The 20,743-nt window shown below is 51.7% G+C and carries 23 protein-coding genes; 12 read left to right on the forward strand and 11 right to left on the reverse strand.

Features of this window, described 5'->3' with window-relative positions:
- Window positions 1-7 precede the first annotated feature (7 nt).
- Window positions 8-1,375, forward strand: coding sequence for an alkaline phosphatase family protein (locus tag AC53GJ_RS03675; protein ID WP_496731188.1), 1,368 nt, complete (start codon window positions 8-10; stop codon window positions 1,373-1,375).
- Here the strand turns inward: AC53GJ_RS03675 and AC53GJ_RS03680 are convergent.
- From AC53GJ_RS03680 to AC53GJ_RS03695, 4 genes are all read right to left on the reverse strand, one after another.
- A complete protein-coding gene (locus AC53GJ_RS03680) occupies window positions 1,341-2,054 on the reverse strand; it encodes an SDR family NAD(P)-dependent oxidoreductase (RefSeq protein ID WP_496731189.1) in 714 nt (237 codons plus the stop codon). The two genes, AC53GJ_RS03675 and AC53GJ_RS03680, sit on opposite strands and share 35 nt — an antisense overlap.
- 333 nt (window positions 2,055-2,387) lie before the next feature.
- Window positions 2,388-2,699 carry a hypothetical protein gene (locus AC53GJ_RS03685; RefSeq protein WP_496731190.1) on the reverse strand — a complete coding sequence of 104 codons (312 nt, stop codon included), beginning with the start codon at window positions 2,697-2,699 and terminating at the stop codon, window positions 2,388-2,390.
- A 5-nt stretch (window positions 2,700-2,704) separates the two neighbouring features.
- Entirely contained in the window at window positions 2,705-3,283 is a 579-nt protein-coding gene (locus AC53GJ_RS03690) for a hypothetical protein (RefSeq protein ID WP_496731191.1), read from the reverse strand.
- 159 nt (window positions 3,284-3,442) lie between these two features.
- Window positions 3,443-3,634, reverse strand: coding sequence for a hypothetical protein (locus AC53GJ_RS03695; protein ID WP_496731192.1), 192 nt, complete (start codon window positions 3,632-3,634; stop codon window positions 3,443-3,445).
- A gap of 826 nt (window positions 3,635-4,460) precedes the next feature.
- Between AC53GJ_RS03695 and AC53GJ_RS03700 the strand changes: the two genes are divergently transcribed.
- From AC53GJ_RS03700 to AC53GJ_RS03715, 4 genes are read left to right on the forward strand one after another with little or no spacing between them, the layout of a single operon-like run.
- Window positions 4,461-5,102 (forward strand): TetR/AcrR family transcriptional regulator, encoded by a 642-nt coding sequence (locus tag AC53GJ_RS03700; protein WP_496731193.1) that lies wholly within the window; start codon window positions 4,461-4,463, stop codon window positions 5,100-5,102.
- On the forward strand, window positions 5,095-6,054 hold the full coding sequence (locus AC53GJ_RS03705; protein ID WP_496731194.1) for an HlyD family secretion protein: 960 nt from the start codon (window positions 5,095-5,097) through the stop codon (window positions 6,052-6,054). The genes AC53GJ_RS03700 and AC53GJ_RS03705 overlap by 8 nt, the downstream gene beginning before the upstream one ends.
- Complete coding sequence (locus AC53GJ_RS03710; RefSeq protein ID WP_496731195.1) at window positions 6,051-6,977, forward strand: ABC transporter ATP-binding protein; 927 nt, start codon at window positions 6,051-6,053, stop codon at window positions 6,975-6,977. The genes AC53GJ_RS03705 and AC53GJ_RS03710 overlap by 4 nt, the downstream gene beginning before the upstream one ends.
- Window positions 6,961-8,076: an ABC transporter permease gene (locus tag AC53GJ_RS03715; protein ID WP_496731196.1), complete on the forward strand. Its 1,116-nt coding sequence runs from the start codon at window positions 6,961-6,963 to the stop codon at window positions 8,074-8,076. Before AC53GJ_RS03710 ends, AC53GJ_RS03715 begins: the two co-directional genes overlap by 17 nt.
- Here AC53GJ_RS03715 and AC53GJ_RS03720 read toward each other — a convergent pair.
- Together AC53GJ_RS03720 and AC53GJ_RS03725 are read right to left on the reverse strand one after the other, a co-directional pair.
- Window positions 8,057-9,328 (reverse strand): sensor histidine kinase, encoded by a 1,272-nt coding sequence (locus AC53GJ_RS03720; RefSeq protein WP_496731197.1) that lies wholly within the window; start codon window positions 9,326-9,328, stop codon window positions 8,057-8,059. The genes AC53GJ_RS03715 and AC53GJ_RS03720 overlap by 20 nt on opposite strands.
- On the reverse strand, window positions 9,300-9,968 hold the full coding sequence (locus AC53GJ_RS03725) for a response regulator transcription factor (RefSeq protein ID WP_496731198.1): 669 nt from the start codon (window positions 9,966-9,968) through the stop codon (window positions 9,300-9,302). The genes AC53GJ_RS03720 and AC53GJ_RS03725 overlap by 29 nt, the downstream gene beginning before the upstream one ends.
- A gap of 196 nt (window positions 9,969-10,164) precedes the next feature.
- On the opposite strand from AC53GJ_RS03725, the gene AC53GJ_RS03730 reads away from it, so the two are divergent.
- Window positions 10,165-10,779, forward strand: a complete 615-nt coding sequence (locus tag AC53GJ_RS03730) for an outer membrane beta-barrel protein (protein WP_496731199.1) — start codon at window positions 10,165-10,167, stop codon at window positions 10,777-10,779.
- Between the two features lie 72 nt (window positions 10,780-10,851).
- Window positions 10,852-11,196: a NirD/YgiW/YdeI family stress tolerance protein gene (locus AC53GJ_RS03735; protein ID WP_496731200.1), complete on the forward strand. Its 345-nt coding sequence runs from the start codon at window positions 10,852-10,854 to the stop codon at window positions 11,194-11,196.
- 34 nt (window positions 11,197-11,230) lie between these two features.
- Here the strand turns inward: AC53GJ_RS03735 and AC53GJ_RS03740 are convergent, their stop codons facing one another.
- The 3 genes from AC53GJ_RS03740 to AC53GJ_RS03750 all read right to left on the reverse strand — a co-directional run bounded on the left by AC53GJ_RS03740 (window position 11,231) and on the right by AC53GJ_RS03750 (window position 13,670).
- Entirely contained in the window at window positions 11,231-11,602 is a 372-nt protein-coding gene (locus AC53GJ_RS03740; RefSeq protein ID WP_496731201.1) for a hypothetical protein, read from the reverse strand.
- Between the two features lie 227 nt (window positions 11,603-11,829).
- Window positions 11,830-13,272 carry a Na+/H+ antiporter NhaC family protein gene (locus AC53GJ_RS03745; RefSeq protein WP_496731202.1) on the reverse strand — a complete coding sequence of 481 codons (1,443 nt, stop codon included), beginning with the start codon at window positions 13,270-13,272 and terminating at the stop codon, window positions 11,830-11,832.
- A gap of 239 nt (window positions 13,273-13,511) precedes the next feature.
- Window positions 13,512-13,670, reverse strand: coding sequence for a hypothetical protein (locus AC53GJ_RS03750; protein WP_496731203.1), 159 nt, complete (start codon window positions 13,668-13,670; stop codon window positions 13,512-13,514).
- Between the two features lie 200 nt (window positions 13,671-13,870).
- Between AC53GJ_RS03750 and AC53GJ_RS03755 the strand changes: the two genes are divergently transcribed.
- The gene (locus AC53GJ_RS03755) at window positions 13,871-14,188 is read left to right on the forward strand and encodes a hypothetical protein (protein ID WP_496731204.1); all 318 of its coding nucleotides are present in this window, start codon (window positions 13,871-13,873) and stop codon (window positions 14,186-14,188) included.
- A 24-nt stretch (window positions 14,189-14,212) separates the two neighbouring features.
- On the opposite strand, the gene AC53GJ_RS03760 is transcribed toward AC53GJ_RS03755, so the two are convergent.
- The gene (locus AC53GJ_RS03760) at window positions 14,213-15,166 is read right to left on the reverse strand and encodes a carboxylesterase family protein (RefSeq protein WP_496731205.1); all 954 of its coding nucleotides are present in this window, start codon (window positions 15,164-15,166) and stop codon (window positions 14,213-14,215) included.
- Window positions 15,167-15,205: 39 nt separating this feature from the next.
- Window positions 15,206-18,445, reverse strand: a complete 3,240-nt coding sequence (locus tag AC53GJ_RS03765; RefSeq protein WP_496731206.1) for a S41 family peptidase — start codon at window positions 18,443-18,445, stop codon at window positions 15,206-15,208.
- Between the two features lie 155 nt (window positions 18,446-18,600).
- Here AC53GJ_RS03765 and AC53GJ_RS03770 point away from each other — a divergent pair, with 155 nt between their 5' ends.
- From AC53GJ_RS03770 to AC53GJ_RS03785, 4 genes are all read left to right on the forward strand, one after another.
- Window positions 18,601-19,005, forward strand: a complete 405-nt coding sequence (locus tag AC53GJ_RS03770; RefSeq protein WP_496731207.1) for a MerR family transcriptional regulator — start codon at window positions 18,601-18,603, stop codon at window positions 19,003-19,005.
- A 77-nt stretch (window positions 19,006-19,082) separates the two neighbouring features.
- Window positions 19,083-19,661, forward strand: a complete 579-nt coding sequence (locus AC53GJ_RS03775) for an NAD(P)H-dependent oxidoreductase (RefSeq protein ID WP_496731208.1) — start codon at window positions 19,083-19,085, stop codon at window positions 19,659-19,661.
- 174 nt (window positions 19,662-19,835) lie between these two features.
- Window positions 19,836-20,108, forward strand: a complete 273-nt coding sequence (locus AC53GJ_RS03780; RefSeq protein WP_496731209.1) for a DUF3081 family protein — start codon at window positions 19,836-19,838, stop codon at window positions 20,106-20,108.
- Between the two features lie 158 nt (window positions 20,109-20,266).
- Complete coding sequence (locus AC53GJ_RS03785) at window positions 20,267-20,716, forward strand: BlaI/MecI/CopY family transcriptional regulator (RefSeq protein WP_496731210.1); 450 nt, start codon at window positions 20,267-20,269, stop codon at window positions 20,714-20,716.
- The last annotated feature ends 27 nt before the right edge of the window (window positions 20,717-20,743 follow it).

Consider the following 20,743-nt stretch of genomic DNA (forward strand, 5'->3'; position numbering starts at 1 on the left):
CACGCGCATGTGGGATAACAGAAATAGCTTCCGGGGTTGGCTGCTGACGATGACTTGGCTGGGGGCCATGTTGGCGCTAGTCAGTTGCGAGTTGCCAACAGCTCAGGTGACTCAGTCGCCAGTAAATCCGGCTGTGCCAAGCCCAACACCAGCTCAGCCATCGCAGGGGGTGTTGCTGATTTCCATTGATGGTTTTGCCCGTCATTATCTTGAGCGTTATCCCGCTCCAGCCATTCAAGCGCTGGCGGCTGCCGGCAGCATAGCTGAAGCGATGCAGCCCGCTTTTCCAACCAAGACCTTCCCCAATCACTACAGCATAGTGACAGGTTTATACCCGGCCCATCATGGCATTGTGGAAAACAATATTTATGATGCCGGTTTTGACAGTATCTTCCGGTTAAATAAACCGGAAGAAGTGAAAAATGCCCGCTGGTGGCTGGGAGAACCGGTTTGGGTGACCGCTGAAAAACAAGGGGTGAAAACCGCCACTTTCTTTTATCCTGGCTCAGAAGCAGCTATTCAGGGCATACGACCGGCTTTGTGGCAAGCTTATGATGGCAGCATCGACAATCTACAGCGGGTGCGCTCGGTACTGCAGTGGCTGGATTTGCCAGCGACTGAGCGGCCGGCTTTTCTGACGCTCTATTTCAGCAGTGTCGATGATGCCGGTCACGCTTATGGCCCGGATTCGCCCGAGGTGGCGGCCGCTATTGCCGAGGTGGACCGGGCTATTGCTCTGCTGGTGGCTGGTCTGAAACAACGGGGCCTGTACGGCAAACTGGATCTGATGCTGGTGTCGGACCACGGCATGGCAGCCGTACCAGCACAGCAGGTTATTTTACTCGATCAGCTGTTTGATAGCAGCAAAGCCGCGCTGGTGCTGTGGACGCCGGAAATTGTGTCGATTTTTCCCAAACCTGGTGAACTGGAGCCTATTTATCAGCAGTTACAGCAACAATTACCGGCGACAGCGAAGGTCTACAAAAAGTCTGAGTTGCCAGCCCGCTGGCATTATCAGCAGTCAAAACGGATTGCGCCTTTGCTGGTGATCCCGGAACCTGGTTGGCGCCTGATGCAGCAGGCCAGACAGCAGCAATGGTTGGCCACCCATGGCGAGGACAAAGTGACCGGCAGTCATGGTTATGACAATGCCAGCCCTGAGATGCAGGCGATTTTTATCGGGCAGGGCCCCTCTTTTGTGGCAGGTCGCACGTTAGCGCCTTTTGCCAATATTGAACTCTATAACCTGATGTGCGGCATCTTAGGGATCACACCCGCCGCCAATGACGGTGATCCGGCCTGGGCGGATGCGATGCAGGCAGCGGCGAGCGAAGCTGCGGCTAAAACCTTGGGTCCAGCAGCGCGGGCAGAGTAATTTCACGGATAAAACAGGCATTGGACAGCCCGAGGATAGTTCGAACCACAGCAACGACATCATGCAGCGGGATTAATTCGCCCTGACCACGGGCGACAGCCTCGTTCAGTGGGATATGCAGTTGATCCTCGGTATTAAGATAACCCAGTTGCAGGCAGGTCACCGCCAGTTGTTGCTGGCGATAGCCTTCCCGCAGTGCATCAGCAATGCCATTTAATGCGTGTTTACAGGCGCTGAAGGTCACTTCAGGCCGGCCACTCTGGCGTAAGCCAGAAGTCGAGCCAGTCAGGATAATCTGTGGTTTGCTGCTGCAGAGTAGCCTTGGCAACAGACGCTGCAGCAACAAAATGGTGGCGCTCAGATTGACCTGTAGTAACTGGATAATTTCTGTTTCTTCATCCCCGGCAAAGTCATAGTCGGTACTGAAAGCCTGCGCTTCCCAAATCCCCAGATTATAAATAATGACATCTAACTGCGCTGGGGCGGCAGCTGCAACTTGCGCGACTGCCTGCTGCGGCTGGGCAAAATCAGCGCAAATCCAGCGGATGGAGGCTGAGGTTGTCAGCAGATCTGCCGGTGTCGTGCGGGACACCCCAGTCAGTTGGTGGCCATCACTGGCCAGCGCTGTGACTAAAGCTCTGCCAAGACCCTGGCTGGCACCGATCACCATAATTTCCATTGTGACTATTCCTCGTTTGCTTGATGTGAGCCGCCTGCGATGGCTGGTTTGTGACAAAGCGGCTTGAGACTGCTGTCATCACTTTGTAGGTTAAATAGGTACTTTAACGCAGTCTACTCAGTAACACCAGTTGGCAGCGTCATTTCGCTGCTGCAAAAACCCCGAACAACAGCTTTGGCTGGCCGCTTTTTCGACTGAACGCTGAGTCAGGGCAGCAACAAAAGCCCGGTCAGGCTGCGCAGCACCGATAACGCAGTACCCATAGCACAGCTGGAACAGCGCAGTGGGTGCCGGACTGTTCTCCATCTATTGGTTGCAGATGGGATGGAGCGGTCAGTTAGTTTGCCTGTTATTGCGCAAACGGAAGGTAAAGGGAGCGTGACGGCAAATCAGGTAAAAGAGCAAGGCCCAGCATAATTCGCCCAACATAATATTGCGGTTTGACCAGGTGGCAATACCAAATTGGGAAAACTCCACCAACTGACCGGCAGAGAGCAGATAAACCGGCACATTCACCACATAGAGCCAAGCCAGCGTCAGCAATTCCAGCAGGGGGCTGGCAGGCAGCAGCAGAAAAGCCAGCAATGGCAGGTTCAACAGCAGCATTGCCGCAGCAAAGCAAAGCGAGCGGGAGGCTTGCAGCATGATAGTTATTCCTTGTCTTGCAGTGCTTGTAACAAAAATTGGTAATCAGCTGATGGATTGAGCGTCAGTTGTGACTGGATCTGACGCCGAATTGTCGCCAGCTGCGCAGGGGAGAGCAGTGCAGTTTCAAATTCCAGGCCCTTTTGATACCAATATAAACTCGCGTTATAGTTGCGTTGGACGACTGACCAGGTGAGAAAGTTCAACTGCAGCTCGTTTGATTGAACTTTATAATCCAGCTCAGGTGGCGCATAACTTTCCAGTTCTGCCAGAATTGCCACATCAGCACCAGCAGCTCCAGAGACGACACTAAAAGCCAAGCCTGAAGGATAAATACCCAAAGCGGCAATTTGTTTGCGCACCGCAACAGGGGCATTTGCCATGAGTGCCATGTCAAAAGCGGTGGCGGCCACGCCATTAAATTCCCCGTGTCGGCGCAGATCTCCATTCCGCAACAGGGTTAAAAATTCCGTCCAGTCGTTCTTTTTCCGCACCTGCCGGATGGTTTCTAAAAAAGTAGTGTCTGTCATGAAACTCGCGTCCAGTTCGGTTGCGGCGGGTTGTGGCGATAAATCAGCAGCCATAGTGACTGCTGACGTTGCCGTTGTTGCAACCGACGCTGTACTGTTTGCTGTGTGAGGTACCGCTGGTTTGCCAATGCCAGTGCTGTGCTGTGGCCAGAGATAGCACAGCAGCAGTCCAAGGCCCAATAACAGTATAAATATGACTTTTTTCATCAATGCTCATCCGTTACAATATTTGTTGCGCAGCGCCTGCCATCCATCACAAGTTGACATCTTCTGGGCGTTTTCATAAAAAAAGCTGCCAAAAAGATCGACGGCGGTAAAATATGTTGCCGCTTTTTGATTGCATTCGCGCAGCCGCTTACCTCCTGCTGTATCATTGTCTAAATCCTCTAAACAGGTTAGTTCCATTGCTGATTTACATTGTTGAGCACTGCTTGCTTGGCTACCTAAAATGTACGTGTAGCATCTGTCATGATGAGTGCTGGACGAGTCAACATATGCATGCCAATGACTCGCACCTGAGAGTGGATTGCTATCAACTTACTTGTTAATTCATGGTAATATTTGACGTTTAAAAGGTCTTTATGTCAAATTTTATTTTCATTTGTTTTTTTATGTTTGTTAATTTGATTTATTTGTCAAAAAATAATATTTAAAATGTCATAAAAGCTTCCCCTGCTGGATTGGATGCCGCCAGCTTTCGTCAGTTTGCGGCTCAGACTGTGGTGTCTGCAAAGGTCAAACTGCCAATCTAACCGGCTGCAGATGCGTTCGACAATCACTCAAGCATAACCTTTGCTGTCCTGTTGCGGCTGACAGGCATAGGTGATGGGCAGGGTCCATTGTGACAACCTGATACTGATTTCACCTTCGCCGTATAAAAAACGTTTTTCAGCAGCTTATGCTGAGTCGAAAAAGCTGCCATGTTGTTGTGGGGGGCTCGCAACAGCGGAAGATCGCGGACAACTGGTGTTGCTAAGCATACTGCGTTAAAGGACCTATTTAACCTACAAAGCTATGGCAGCAGTCTCAAGCCGCTTTGATACAAACCTGCCATAGCTGGCGGCTCCCATCAATCAAACCAAGAATAGTCAAGATGGAATAGTATCTTTAATGGGTACTGTGTCGCTGTTTATTATCCAAAACCAGCACTGCTGGATAATTATTCTGCTGGTATGTCAGGCGCAGACTGCTTAGGATATTCATCAGTTGATGAATTAGAGCGCAGGTACGGATGCCAAATCAAATCGGCAGGCCAACGGGTGAAACGGATACCCGGCAATTATTGCTGCATCAGGCCAGATTATTATTTGCGGCACAGGGTTACCAGAAAGTCTCAACCCGGCAAATCGCCCAGGCTTGTGATGTCAATGCGGCGATGATTCGGTATTACTTTGGTGATAAAGCCGGTTTGTTCGAGGCCGTCCTGATCGAGACTATTGCTCCGCTATCACAATTACTGCAGCAGCAACTGCACAATCCACAGCAACTGCCCCCCGCTATTTTTATTCAGTTGTATTACCAGTTAATGGGCCAGGCACCGGATTTACCTAAACTGATTTTTCGTTCTTTGCAGGATCCGGCCTCAGCGGAACATCAAATTGTCAGCCGGGTATTTGGCCGCTTTTTACAGCAAACGCTGGCAAATTTACAGCAGATGTTGCAGCGTCCAGGCGTGTTATGGCCAGGTCTTCATGCGCAAAACGCTGTCTTGTCCTGTCTCAGTTTGTCGGTATTTCCATTTTTATTGCCTGAACTGGTGAAAAACCTGCTGCAGATTGAGCTGACGCCAGCTTTTTTGACGCAGCTTGGTCAGCATCAGCAGGTGTTATTGCAACAGGGATTAGGTCCGGTCGGAGATGACACACATGCGTAATATTGGCATCAGTCTGTGCTGTTTGCTGCTGCTGGCTTGTCAGCCAGAGCTGAAGCCAGTGGCTTTGGGCACACTGGAGCGGGAAAGGGTCGTGCTCAGAGCGCCAGTCACTGAATTGATCAGCGCAATCAAGGTGAGTAAGGGCCAGCCGGTGCAGGCTGGTCAGTTGTTGTTGCAACTGGACAGCCAGTCGCAGCAGCTAAAAGTCAGTCAGCAGCAGGCTGAAGTCAGGCGCTGGCAGGCGATGCTGGCTGAACAGCGCAATGGCAGTCGACCTGAGCAACTGGCTGGGGCAGAGGCCGAAGTCCGGCGTCTGACGGCTGCGGTGTTGTTGGCCAGACAGCAATTAAAGCGTCAGCAACAGTTGCGCGGTCGTGGCCTCAGTAGTCAGGCAGAACTGGATAATGCCAGCGCACTGCTGAAAAACAATCTGGCGGCACTGGCGGTAGCCGAGCAACAGCAATTACAACTGCAACATGGCAGTCGTGCTGAAGTATTGCAGCAGGCCGAAGCTGCGCTGGAAGTACAACAGCAGTTACTGGCGCAGGAACAGAAAAAGCTGCAGGATTTGTCAATCACCGCCAGTCGGGCCGGGCTGCTGGAAGATCTGCCTTATTACGCTGGTGAGCGGGTGATGCAGGGTGCCAGTCTGGCCATTATCGCTGCTGACAGTGCGCCTTTTGCCAGAGTCTATCTGCCACAAGCGTATCTGATCCAGTTTCAGCTGGGGGCGGCTGTTCAGGTGCTCGTCGAAGGACGGCCTGAGCCGCTGAGCGGCCGGATCCGGTATATCGCGCCGACCGCCAGTTTTACGCCCTATTACGGCCTGCAACAAAGTGAAAGAGCCAGGCTGATGTTTCTGACTGAAATTGAGTTAACGGATGCTGCACAGCTGCCCACCGGCATTGCGGTGCAGCTACTGACCGGTCAGATTGACGGAACCCGCTCATGACAGCACTGGCGATTGATGTGCACGGCATGAGCAAACAATTTGGCGATTATCAGGCGGTCAGCCAGTTAGATTTACAAGTGCCAACCGGCTGTATCTATGGGTTTCTCGGGCCTAATGGCTGCGGGAAATCGACCTCGATCCGGATGCTGACCGGTCTGCTGACACCCAGCAGTGGCAGTCTGCAGGTGCTCGGTCTGCAACTGCCGCAACAGGCCGAACAACTGCGCTCGCAGGTAGGCTACATGACGCAGAAGTTTTCTTTGTACGACAATTTAACCGTGCAGGAAAATTTGCAGTTTGTCGGCCAGATTTATGGCCTGCCGCGCCGGCAACGGCAGCAACGACAGCAAGAGTTATTGCAGCTGTATCATCTGGATGACAAACGGCAGGTGATGGCAGGTCGGCTGAGTGGTGGTCAGAAACAACGGTTAGCCCTAGCTGCCGCCACGATACATCAGCCGAAATTGTTATTCCTGGATGAACCCACCTCGGCGGTTGATCCGGAAAACCGACGGGATTTCTGGGAACGGTTATTTGATTTAAGTGAACAGGGCACCACCATTCTGGTGTCGACACATTACATGGATGAAGCCGAACGCTGCCATCAGTTGGCGATCCTGGAACTGGGACAAAAACGCATTGCTGGCGCGCCGACGACGCTGATGCAGCAACTGCATGGTCGGGTGATTGAATTACGCGGCAGCGGGCTGCGGCCACTGAAAACCGAACTGGAGCAGTGGCCTGAAGTGCTGTCGGTCGCGCAGATAGGTCAGAGTCTGCGGCTGTTATTGCGGCTTGCCTTGCCGGAACTGAGCTGGCTGACGGGCCGGTTACCGGCCGAGATCAGCGCCGAAGTGGTACGTCCTTCGTTGGAAGATGTGTTTGTGGCACATACCGGGAGGGCTTATGCTCAGTCTCAGTAGAATGCAGGCGGTGATTAGTAAAGAGTTACGCCAGTTATCCAGGGATCGGATTACCTTCGCCATGATCGTGATGATCCCATTTATTCAGTTGCTGCTGTTTGGGTATGCCATCAATACTGATGTACGCCAGGTGCCAGCGGGTCTGGTTGATTTGCAAGGGGGAGCGGCAGCCCGGCAACTGGTCCATGAGTTACAGGCCAGTCAGGCGGTACAGTTTGTCCGGCAGTATCCGCATATCAGTGAGGCCGAGGCGGGCCTGACGGCAGGGGACGTCAGTGCAGTGCTGGTGATCCCGGCCGATGTGGAGCGCCGGCTGTCAGACTGGCGGCTGGGGCTGGCGGATCGAGAGCTGGTGCAGTGGCTCAGCGATGCCAGCGATCCGATGTTATCGGCGGTGATCCATGGTCTGAAACAGCTGCCGCTCGGGCAGACGGCGATGTTGCAGGCTGGGCCGCCGCTCAGCACTGCAGCTGTGGTGCATTATTTTAACCCGGAGCGTCGCACTGCCGTGAATATTGTGCCAGGTCTGATTGCGGTGATTCTGACGATGACGATGATCCTGTTCACCTCAGCAGCTATTGTTCGGGAGCGGGAGCAGGGCAATATGGAGTTTCTGATCAACACGCCAATCCGACCACTGGAACTGATGCTGGGAAAAATTCTGCCGTATCTATTGATTGGTGTGCTGCAAACGGCGTTGATCCTGGGGCTGGGACATCTGTTGTTCCAGGTGCCGCTGCCGCAGGACTGGTTGTCGTTGTGGCTGGTAACCCTGCTGTTTATTCTGGCCAGTCTGACGCTGGGGCTGCTGATTTCAACCAAAGCACAAACACAGTTGCAGGCCATGCAAATGACGGTATTTGTGTTGTTACCATCCATTTTACTGTCAGGTTTTATGTTTCCATATGCGGCGATGCCAACAATAGCCCAGTGGCTGGCGGAAATATTACCCGCCACTCATTATGTGCGGATGATCAGGGCCGTGGTGCTGCGCAATACCCACTGGCTGGAGTTATGGCCAGATGTGCTGGCATTACTCTTGTTTACCTGCATTGGCTTATTGCTGGCGACATTACGCTTTAAGAAAAAACTGGATTAACTGGCTGTCGCTCTGTGCTGGTGGCTGGAAACGTCAGACTGGCGCTAAACCGCTCTGGTTGTTGTTGCAGGCTCAGTTGCCACTGCAGGCGACTGCAGATCCGTTCAACGATGACCAGACCATAGCCATAACCTTTACTGTCCTGCTGCGGCTGACAGGCATTGGTGATGGTCAGGGTCCGTTGTTGCAACCTGATACTGATTTCACCTTCGCCGTATAAAAAAGCGTTTTTCAGCAGGTTATGCAGCACCACCAGCAGGAAACTTTCCGGTGCGCAGAGCGACAGATCCTGCTGCAGTTGCAGTTGCCAGTGGCAACTGTGGGCTGTCACTGCATTGCTGGCAATCGGCAATTGCTGGGTCAGCACTTGTTGCAGCGACAGCTGTTTAAAATGTTGCGCTTCGATATGCTCACGGCCTAACAGCAAAAAAGTGTCGGTTAACAAAGCAATATCCTGACAAGCGCGTTCAATCCGGCGTAACGCTTTCTGACTGCGGGCATCCGTTGGCAGCATTTTCTCCAGCAATTCAGCTGAACCTTGCAGGACCATCAAAGGCGTGCGGATTTCATGGGCGGCAAAACGACTAAACTCCTGTTCACGCTGAAAAAAGGCGGCAATATGACGCTGGCTATCCGACAGTGCCTGTTCTATGGTGCGTAGTTCGGCAAATTTGGCTTCGACCGCGAGCCTGGGTTGATCGGGCGACATCTGGTTGATTTTACTCACCACATTACGTAGTGGTTCCGCCATCCGCCGCACCATCCATAAGCCGGATAGCAGCGCCAGCAAGGCGATGCTAAAGCCCAGCGCCAGCGTCACCAGATGTAGTCTGGATTCATATTCGTCCAGATAATCGTCGGCGTTGTCTTTAAACACCACATAAAACAAACCCTGACCTGACGGATGTGGCCGTACCAGAAAGTGTTTATCTTCGGGTCCGAGATGATGCTCGTAAAAACCCGGCGTTTGATAAGGTTGCAACCAGGCCGGCAGCTCTGCTTCACTCCAGTAACTGTCAAATTCATAGTGGTTCGGTAAATCTGCTGCCTCGCCATTAAACTGATAGTCCCGCTCAAACATCCGGGCTTCTGCATCCAGCCAGTGGTGCAGACTAATCACTTCCATCTGGTCTTCTGCCACCAGGATCACGCCCCAGAACAGCAGGATAAACAACAGGCTCAGACTCGTGAACGTCAGGGTGAGCTGGCGGAAAAAACTGCGGTTAGCCAACAAGTTTGTAGCCCTGGCCATGCAAAGTCTCCAGTCGCGGTGGGCTGTCATCCTGCGCCAGTGCCTGACGCAGCGCATAAATATGGCTGCGCAGTGCATCGCTGGCGGGTTCTTCGTCGCCCCAGATCTGCTCAATCAAATCGGTTTTTTTCACCATGGCCGGCGCTTTTTGTAATAACAGTTTAAGTATTTGTAATTGGATCCGGCTGAGTTTCAGCGGCCGGCCCGCTTTGGTGGCCAGCAGACTCTGGGCATCCAGTTGTAACTGGCCCAAACTCAGCCGGCTTAAATCCTGCCGTTGCCCGCGTTTACTCAGCGCTTCTAACCTCAGCAGCAATTCTTTCAGCGCAAAAGGTTTCACCAGATAGTCATCACCACCGGCGGCAAAAGCGGCTTCTTTATCCGGCAGATTGTCTTTGGCGGTGAGGAATAAAATCGGCGTCTGACATAATAATTGCTGGCGGATTTGGCCCACGGCACTGATGCCATCCAGTTTTGGCATCATGATATCCATCACAATCACATCAAACTGATGCTGGCTGAGAATGCTCAGGGCGGATAAGCCGTTATATGCGCAATCGACGATAATCCCTGACATTTCCAGATAATCTGTTAAAGTTTCCATCACTTGCTGATTGTCTTCGACGAGCAGAACCTTCATGCTGAACCCACTGACAAATTAAGTTGCCGCCTAGTCTATGCATCTGAACTGCCTGATACCAGCCCTGCAAAAAAATATGTTTTTTAGCGTCAAACTTCACGAACACTTCACGCGGCAGCTGTTGCAATGCCGGCAGTTTTCAACACTGCTGAGCTGGCATCAGCGTCAACAGCAGCACTTTTGCAGGGAAATCATCATGAAAAAAATCGCACTTGGTCTGTTACTGGTTGGTAGTCCGGCCCTGTTGGCTAATCCTTATCTGGGGCTGAGTTATCAACATTTGAGTCCAAGCCTGCAGCGCTCAGATGCCGGCATTCAAATCGGTGGCCGGACCCTGGATTTAAATCAGCAGGGCAGTCGCGGTAGTGCAGCCTTGTTGCTGGGGTATCAATTAACCCCGGCCTGGGCACTGGAAGTCAGTGGCTGGCAACAAGAGGGTGGCGACAGCGTGGAAAACCGGCTATCCGCCCAACAGGATGAAGAATGGGAGGCTGAACTGGACGGTCGTCATCTGAACCTGGCAGCAGTCTGGCAGCAGCCGTTGAGTTCAACGCTAAATTATTCGCTCAGTGCCGGTCTGTTGTACAGTCGTTATGATATCCGTGCCAGCCATAGTCTGGACAATGAAGATGCAGAAGATGTGGTGCTGGCGGCCAGCAAGCAGCAACAGTCAGAATTGGGCTTTAGCGTTGCAGCTCAGCTGACGATGCAACTATATCCGCAGTGGTCGGTGCGGGCGGGTTATCGTTATCAGCAAGATAGTCTGCTGCGCAGTCATGGCCCGGTGTTATCGGCGGTTTATCATTTTTAAGCCAGTTGGCACTGCCGGCCAGCGGCAGTGCCAGTTCGTGGCGATAAGTAGTGAGGTCAAAGGATGAAGCGGATGTTTGCAACCACAGTGTTATTGCTGGTCAGTACCGGTGCCATGGCCGGTTATAAAGGGCCACAGGCGCCATTACAGCGGGATATTGCCGCAGTGCTGGCCGAACCGGTCGATAATCAGGGCGTGCAGCTGAGGGGTTATCTGGTAGAAAAACTCAGTCATGAAAAATACTGGTTTTCCGATGGTCAACACAAAATCAGGGTTGAAATTGAGCCGGAAGATTTCCCGGCGGCAGAGTTCGATGAACAGGATTTGATTGAAATTCATGGTGAAGTCGAAAAAGATTTTCTGGAATCGCCTGAAATTGATGTCGAACTGATCCGGATTATGCCAGCACAGTCTTAAGACTGTGCTGTTGAACTGCAGACTGTCGTGTTGATTACAAGCCGATCGGGGTCAGACCTTTAGCGCGATTTTCAATGGCTTCATCCAAATCAAAACCACCTTTGATCCAAGCCTGAGCTTCAGTCGCCTGGAACTTTTGCTGATGCCATTCTAACGCATCATCCAATTCAAAATTGGCCTGAGTCCAGCTGTGGGCAGCGGCCGGATCAAAACCTTCGCTGCGCCAGCTTTGGGCCGTTTTGGCATTAAAGCCAACCTGTTGCCATTGACTGATTTCATCGGTACTCATACCGCTCCAGTCGCTAGGGACAGAGCTACAGGCGCTGAGGAGTAACAATGAGGCTGCCAGCAACAGTTGGCGGGCAGAACTACGGCGATAAGATTGCGGGCTGAACAATGCGGCCATTTGAAATTTCCTTTTGAAGGCACCGCAGACTGCGGTCGGCGGCTATGATGCCAATTTATCGGCAGTGACGCAATCGGCGACTTTGGCTTTTGTGATGTGCTTATCTGCTAAAGTGCAGCACGTTGTTATTGCCATGCAGCTTTGCTGGTGTGACAGACAGGCAGTAACGTCTATTCCTGCCAATAAAAAACCCGGCGCAGCGGCCGGGTTCTGTGTTGGACTGCGTGTTACATCGCCAGATAAATAAAGCCGCCAAAAGCCAATGCTGCCGCAATCAGGCAATATGGTAGCTGTGTGACCGCATGTGAAATCAGATCACAACCTGAGCCTTGTGCCGCCAGCACGGTCGAGTCACTGTAAAAACAAGCCTGCGACCCAAAAGAGGCCGCCGATAACAAGGCACCTATCACCAACGGAATATCAGCATTCACCGACTGTGCCAGTGGCATGACAATAGGGATAGACACCGCAAAAATGCCCCAGGATGAACCCGTGGCAAAAGAGAGGATGGCCATCGACAGGAAGACCAGCGCCGGTAACATTTGGGCTGTCATGTAAGGGGTCAGGTTTTCAATCACAAACTGTGGCAACAGTAGCTTGTCGCAGACGTCTTTAAAGATAAAGGCGGCGACCACAGTGCTGATGGCTGGTAGCATGGTTTTAAAGCCATTCATCATCACTTCCATCATGTCGGTGATGCTCATCAGCCGCTGGGCTGAATAATACAAAATGGTGCAGACCAGGGTGGCAATCACGCCTTTTAACACATCGATATCAAAGTAAATGGTAAAGCCAATCAGTGCCAGCATGGGCACCACAAAGTTGTGCAGTTGGCCTTGTTTATTGCCTTGTTCAAATTCTTCTTCAATCGAATGCATCGCATATTCATCACTGGTGTGATGCGGCATTTGTTGCGATGCATGGTGCTGGGCATGCGGCGCTGCAATGGTTTTCTTTTGATCCTGGGCCAGCTCGCAGTCAAAGGGCTGACCGGCCTGGGTGGCCAGCTCTGCTTTTTTCATTGGACCGAAATCTGGCAGCAACTTCAAGGCAACCAGCAGCACGCACAACAGCGCCAGCCAGGGGTAAAACATATAAGGAATAGCGTTGATATACACGCTGATGCCTTTGTCTTCCGCCGAAGCAACACCGTTATCGACCAGCAAGCCACCAAAGAACACGGCCCAGGTCGAAATCGGAATAATGACACAAACCGGTGCCGCAGTAGAATCGACAATATAAGCCAGTTTCTGCCGCGACACTTTGTATTTGTCAGTGACCCTTTTCATCGCTTCGCCGACGGATAAAGCGTTCAGATAATCATCAATAAAAATGATCATCCCGAGCATAAAGGTCATAAACATGGAAGAACGTGGACCTGTGGCTAATTGCGAGCCAAAGCGACCAAAAGCCAGCGCACCGCCGGTATGGATCAGCAAGCCAATCAAGGCTCCAAAGCCGCCACAAACCAGGATCAACCAGCCAATGGTTTCATCCTGCATCACTTTTAACGCGATTTCAGAAAAACTGGTCAGGGAATCCGTTGGGTTGAGCATCAATAAACCGACCACAGCGCCTACAACCAGCGCCAGAATTGGACGTTTCAGCCAGATGGCAACTGCCATCACAACCACGGGAGGAATTAAACTTAACGCACTGGGTGAATCCATCAGGGGTTCCTTACAAAAAACTCCAGGTGACTGGTTTGGTTACACCACGACAAGCGGACTTGTCGTCTGATTTCACTCGGGCTGTAGCAGATTGTGGCCTGCGGGGGCCTTTGTAGTTATGAATTTATATCCGGCAATTTGTCAGAAGTTGCGGCCGGATATGATAACAAATATTTTTTCTGCATCAATGATTGATTCAGGGAAAGTGAGGCTGTGGTGCTGAAATCTGCGGGGCTGGTTCAGTGTTTGCCTGAGGTGGCCGGATTGTTGGCGGCGTCTGCTAAAGTTTTTTGCTGTACACCAGCGCTCTGCTGGGTGTTGCTGTTGTTCTGTTGCGCTTGTAACTGCTGGCGATACCAGGCGTTGCGGCGTAGTAGCTGTTTTTTATGCGGTAGCATCTGTACTCCAAAATTAAGTGGCTGCTGTTGGTTTCTTAGCCTAAAAACAATTGATGGCAAATTTATGACAATAAACCACTGATTTGATAATTTTGCCGGGCTGACCGCGCTTTAGTCGTCCTGTTGCAGCCTGATGACGATAAAGGTTAAAATTAATTGTATAATTGTTTTTTTTGTTAAATAAAGCAACAGGAAGCACCATGAAATATGTATCGATAGCCGCAGCAGTTAGCCTGCTGTGGCAGACGCCGTTACAGGCGGCAGAAGATCATCAAAGCGGCAATATCATCAATATGACGTCGACCGCCGCCGGATTGATGATTATGCTAGATAGCGGCATCCCCAATCATTGCCGTGGCACGCCTTATGGCTGGCTCTTGATCAAAGAAGAAAACAAAGCAATGACAGCGGTGGCGTTAGCCATGTGGGCTGCTGGCAAAAAAGGCGCAACCATCTATACGGCACCAGTCATTGCGGGAAATTATTGCACTGTGACACAATTAGATCCGTATGAATAACTGCATGTCGGCTGCTGTTATCGCTCAATCGGCGCTGTTGTGCTGTTGCAGCAGCCACTGATACAGATCCCAGCCAGCATACACCTGGCGCCAGGCATCGTGTTCAGCTTGCTCCAGCATGCTAAAACGGACATTGTGATGGCCGAGTTGGCGCAAGGTGTCGATGCCAGGGTAAAAGTAGTTTTTATTGATGGCCGAATCGCGACCCGCCGCATGTACCCACAGCGGTATCCGGGCACGGGCTATTGGTGCCATCAGATCCGGGTGGCCCCAGCCTACCACAGGTGCCACTGCCGCGAATAACTCAGGCTGACGGCTGGCCAGATACCAACTGCCAAAACCGCCATAACTGATGCCAGTCAGATAATAGCGCTGCGGATCGGTGTTAAATTGCTGTTTGACCGTACTGAGCATGGTCAGCAGATCTTGCTCTGCGCGCTCCCAGCCATCCGGCAATAATGGCGGCACTTCTGTCATAGTCGCAACTGGGCTGGCAGGACTGATGGCGGCGTTGGAACTAAACATGCTGGGTCTGGCCGGCACCCCTTGCTTTTGGCGGCGCGGGATATCAGCCCGGCTGCGATTGGCGATATAAGGCAGGCTTGCCATATTAAACATCTGTAATTGCGGCACCACGATAATAAATGGCAAATCACGTTTTTGGATCCAGGCTTCATACAAAGGACCATGGATCAGAGTGTAGTCAAGTTCATCCAGCCCATTACCACGCTCGCCATTGCCATGCAAAAATAGCAGGACAGGCCATTTTTGAGCGCTGCGCTGCTGATAGCCTTTAGGTAAATAGACAAAATATTGCCGGGCTTGCTGGTCGATGCTACTGGTGTAATCCAGCCGCAACAATTGTGCTTCGCTCTGTTGTGATGGCGTCACTGCGGCGGAGCCATTGGCTGGTGGCTGGGTCTGACAGGCGCTGAGCGTGAGCAGACCTAACAGCAGTAGCTTGATTTTATTGTACATTGATCCTCCACCACTTAGTTAACCTGTACATGACGCCAGCTATTGCCCCAACTGCGTTGGCATCGCCGGTGCTGGCACCGGATAGCGCGCTGGTTGTTGTTGCAACTGCTGCAAGGTTTCGCTGATGGCTCGTTCCAGTTGCACATCCCGGCCCTGATTCACCGCCAGTGGATCCAGTTCCAGCTCGATATCCGGTGTCACGCCTTCATTCTCCACCCGCCATTGTTGATCCGGTGTATAAAAACGAAAAAACGGCACTGTATGGAAACCGCCATCGATCAAAGGAGGATTGGTGGCAACACCTATTAAACCACCCCAGGTGCGGGTGCCGATCGTTTTGCCCAGTTGCAGTCGCTGAAAAGCCCAGGGCAGAAAATCACCACCTGAACCGGCGTCCTGATCGATTAACATGGTTTTAGGGCCATAAATAGCGCCACCCGGCGTGCTGAAAATCAGTCCATCGCGATCTTTCCAGCCAGCTAAAAATGGCCGTGACAGAATATCCGTGATGTAGTTCGCGGCCTGACCACCGCCATTTTTACGCTCGTCGATAATCAGTGCCTGTTTATCTACCTGGGCGAAAAACATCCGGTTAAAAAAGTAAAAACCACCAGCGCCGGTGTTGGGCAGGTAAACATAAGCCACTTTACCCTGGCTGGCTTGTTCTACTTGTTGCCGGTTTTGTTCCACCCAGTGCCATAACCGCAACTCAGTTTCACTGGCGACAGGTTCGACCCTGATCTGACGTTGGTTTTTACCATTGGCCTTGTCTGCCAGGGTTAGCAGCACTTGTTTACCCTGAGTATTGTCCAGCAACTGATAAATATTGGTTGTCGCATCCAGTGCCACACCGTTGATCGCCAACAGAAAATCTCCGGCTTTGGCGCTTTGGCCCGGTGTTGCCAGCGGCGCTTTTAAAAATGGGTTCCAGCGATCGCCCTGATAAACCGTTTTTAACTGATAATGCCCATCACGGATGACAAAATCTGCGCCGAGCAGACCGACTTTAGTTGGCGTTTCCTGATGGATATCGCCACCACCGATGCGGTTATGACCAACCTGTAATTCGGCAATCATCTCAAGCAACAGCTCGTTTAAATCTTCCCGCCGCTGCACAAATGACAGCAGCGGTTGATATTTGTTATACATCGCCTGCCAGTTGATGCCATGCAGTTTGGCATCATAAAAATAATCCCGCTGCATCCGCCAGGTGTCATCAAAGATTTGCTGCCATTCTTCTGCCGGATTGATATAGGCCTGCAGACCAGACAGATCCAGCGCTGTTAAATCGGCTTTGGCGCTGGCTGAACCCTGCTGTAAGCTGCCTGGAACCTTGAATGTCAGCAGTTGTTTGCCATCGGCGCTGAACTGATAATCCGCCAGTCCCTGTTGGATGGTGTTTAGTTTTTTCTCTTTAAAATCAAATCGATGTAATGTGGCAGTGTTGCGTTGATCGGCCGTTGGCCCTTCATTGCTGGCACCGGGCTGACTATATTCCAGCAACCAGAGTGCGCCATCAGCGGCAACTTTAAGCTGACCATAATTTTTTTCTGCCAGTGGCAGCGGCACAATGCGTTGTGCTATCCCCGCCAGATCAATTCGGGTTTGGCTGGTTTTCGCTGCGATTTGCGGCGCTGTGGTGATAGCTGCCACCGGTTCATCCCCGCTGCCGACTGCCAGCGGGGAACTGCCGTCTGCAGCCAGCACTGCGGCATAAATGCCCTGGCGTAACGGCCGTTCCTGAGTGGAGAGATCCAACCCGACCTGCGACGGCCCGGTATTGACCGAGGCGGTGAAATACAAATGCTCTGCGCCAAATGCCGGATTAGCGGCATGACTTAAACCATCAGTCAGCCGGCGGCTGCTGGCTTTGGCCAGATCAAACAAGTAAAGCTGCGAGAAATAATTGGCTTCAATCAGGGTGTAAGCCAGATAGCGGCTGTCATGGGAAAATGACAGCTGGAATGGCCCCCGTCGCTTGGAGCTGGCGATCACCTTTGATTGTTTGCTGCTGAGCTCTAGTTTATAAAGAGTTAAGTGATTATCTTGATAAATCAGGTGCTTACCATCTGGTGACCAGGCCAGTAAATTAAAATAGCCAGTTTTCCCCAAAGCAATAGTACTGGTTTTGCCCTGGCCATCCTGCGTACTCAGCACCAATTGATGCTGGCCGCCCTGATCAGACAGATAAGCCAGTTGTTGCCCATCCGGCCGCCACAGCGCATCAAATTCGCGCACGCCACTGGTTTGGGTCAGGTTGCGGATACTACCGTCTTTGAGGGGCAGGGTAAAAATTTCACCACGGGCTGAAATAAGCGCGCGCAGTCCTGTCGCCGACAACTGGGCCGACGTGATGGTTTTGCTGACATCCTTCCACTGCGGCCGGCGCTGCGCCGACATGGTGTCGATTTGCACCACAATTGCGCTACTGCTGCCGGTTGTTACATTCAACTGATATAAAAAGCCACCGGCTTCATACACCACAGTGTCACCAAAACCAGCAGCGCTGCGCAGATCCCAGTCGGTATTGCGGGTGAGCTGGCTGACTTGCTGCTGCTGGTATTTGTAGAGATTGACCGCTTTATTGTCACGATCAGACAAGAAATACAACTCGTGATTTAACCAGAACGGATTGCTGTCATTGGCATTCGGATGCGGTACTTTTTCCAGTTGCTGCTTGTTCAGATCAATGATCCAAATCGGTGGTGTGCTGCCACCGCGATGCAAGCGCCAGCCACTCGGACCGCTGTAAGCGGCGTTATTGGGCCGGTATGCCAGTTTACTGCCATCGGTCGACCAGCGACCTTCCACGGCCACTGCTGCCATCACTTTTTGCTCATAACCGCCGGTCACTGCTACTTCATACAACTGATTACTGCGGCTGTTGGCCACTTCCCGATTGGAGGCAAATAGAATTTTGCTGCCATCCGGACTCCAGCCATTGACGATATCGGCCCCCGGATGCCAGGTCAGTCGCTTGGCCTGACCACCAGCCACTGGTCGCAGATAGACATCAGTGTTATTGTCGTAACTGGCTGAAAATGCTATCCATTTGCCATCTGGCGAAAATTTGGGCGCAAACTCTGCTGCTGGATGAGAAGTGAGTTGTCTGGGATGCTGGCCTTGGCGATCGGTCAACCACAAGTCGCCGCCATAGACAAACACCAGTTGGCTGGCAGAAATATCGGGTTGGCGCAATAAACCAGTGCCAGCGGCCATCGCTGATGATGGTGTCAGGGCGAGTGAGCAAACCAATGCCAGCGAACAGAGTTTGAACATAAACAGAACCTTTTGGCGTATCAGCAAAAAATCAAAACTAGCACGGCGGTGGAAAATGATACAAGCTGGCCTGGTTCGCAATTGATATTTTTCCGCTGATACCCCCTTTTAGTGCGGTTAAAAGCAGCGCAGTTGCTTGTCACAGGAGATTAGCCTTGTATATCGGAGCATTAGCAGCTGCCACAGGCAGTACGCCAAGAGCCATTCGGTTGTATGAAGCGATGCAGTTGCTGCAAGTGCGGCGGCAGGGTCAATACCGGATTTATGATCAGTCCCATATTGAATTTGTGCAGTTAATTAAACAGGCCCAGAGCCTGGGAGTGCAACTGAGCGAACTGCAACAATTGCGAAGGCCCAACAACCAATTGGACTGGCCAGCGCTGCATCAGTTGCTGGCGAAAAAATATCAGGCGTTAGCACAGCAGATTAACCAGCAACAGGCAGAATTACAGCGGATTGCTTATTATCAGCAACTGATAGCCGACTGTGTGGCAGCAGAGCAAACTGCTGTTGCTGGGTGCGGTGATGCGTTGGTGCATGTGCAGCAAAGCGCTGACTAACGTGCTCACAATAAGGCTTGACTCTGACCTTAGGGTCAGGGTTTAGCATGGCAACTCCCAACCAAAGGAGTTTGCCGGTGAAGAAAATTTTAGTGCTGAATGCCAATCCAAAATCAACCAGTTTTTGTCATGCCATTGCCCAAAGTTATGTCGAGGCTGTCGGCGAAAAGGCGGAGGTGGAATTGCTCCATATGGCCAATTTACAGTTTCAGCTTGATTTGAACGAGGGTTATGACCGACCGCAAGTGTTGGAAGCCGATTTAGTGCGGGTGCAACAGTTATTGTTATGGGCCGACCATTTGGTATTGATTTGCCCGGTGTGGTGGGGCGGTATGCCAGCTAAGTTAAAAGGATTATTCGACAGGGTGTTGTTGTCAGGTTTTGCTTTTAAGTATCACCAGGGTCAGACAGTGCCGGAAAAGTTGTTACGGGGTCGCACCGCCGAGTTATTGCTGACACTGGATACACCGGTATTCTGGTATAAGTGGTGGCAGCGGCAGCCTCTGTATTATCAGTTAACCCGCACTATTCTGGATTTTGTCGGTATTAAAAATCTGGCCAGCCATTATTTTGGTCCAGTGATCAGTGCTGATGCTGCCAAACGCGAAGGCTGGTTGCGACAGGTGCGGCAACTGGCTAGACGCCGCTGGGAGTGATGAACAAAGTAGTGCCATAGTCTGTGGCATTGCTAGTTGTATGCAAAGGATGACGCTGGCTGCGTAATAGAGCAATTGTGCCTGCTGCGGTGCTGAATACCGTCTGTTGAATCTTTGTTATGCTGCTGCCTCTGTTTGAGGTAACTAACCACAGTGGATCAAAGGTGAAATCTGATGCAAAACTTAATTGATGCCAAAATGCTGCTCAGGGTATTTAGTTTAACTGAACAACTGGGCCAGCCGGTGACCACCCCGGTTGGCGCCGGTTTTATGCTGGATGGGCTGCAAGTCGCGACTGGCTTTGATGGTTACGACTTATATTTTTTCGCCGCAGGTGTGACGCTGACACTTGGTTTTCACCAGAAGTATTTTATTGATGCACAGAACGAGCAGCAGGTGGAGCAGTTTATTCAATTACTGCAGCAGATCCAGCGGCAGGGGGCTTAGCTTTATGTCAACAGCGATCACTTGTGCCGATAATTCCTGAACATCGAAACTATGATCACAGCAAAAAAACCGCACAGTTCACTTTAAAACTAAAGAATTAGTTGCAAACCTTTCGCAGCATGGTTATCTTAAAACTAATTCATTAGTAGGAGGTGGCCATGGCCAGAAGCCAATCCGGCGAACTCACCGCTGCCGAGCAAAAAATTATGCAGGTGTTATGGCAGCAAGGACCGAGTTCAGTCAAAGACATTGCTGCAGTGCTGAGCCAGCATAGTCCGGTAGCTTACACTACGGTGCAAACCCTCTGCCGCATCTTGCTGGATAAAGGCCATGTTCAGGCCGAAAAACAAGGCAAAGCTTTTATTTATCAGGCCACCACAGTGCAGCAGGAAGCGCGCAGTCAGGCGTTGCTGAGTTTACTAAAAAAGTTTTTTGGCGGTTCACCGGACCTGCTCGCGCAACATTTACTGCAAGAACAGGCAGTTTCACCGCAACTGGCGGCGCAGTTGCAGGCGCAGATTGATGCCGCAGCTGAGCAGGTTGCGGCGGCGGGTAGCAAGGACGCTGCCACGGAAAATCCAGCCACCACTGACGGGCCAGCCCGCTAACAACGCAGTCATCAGGAGGCAGTGTTG

Source organism: Rheinheimera sp. B2H12, from assembly GCF_059620065.1.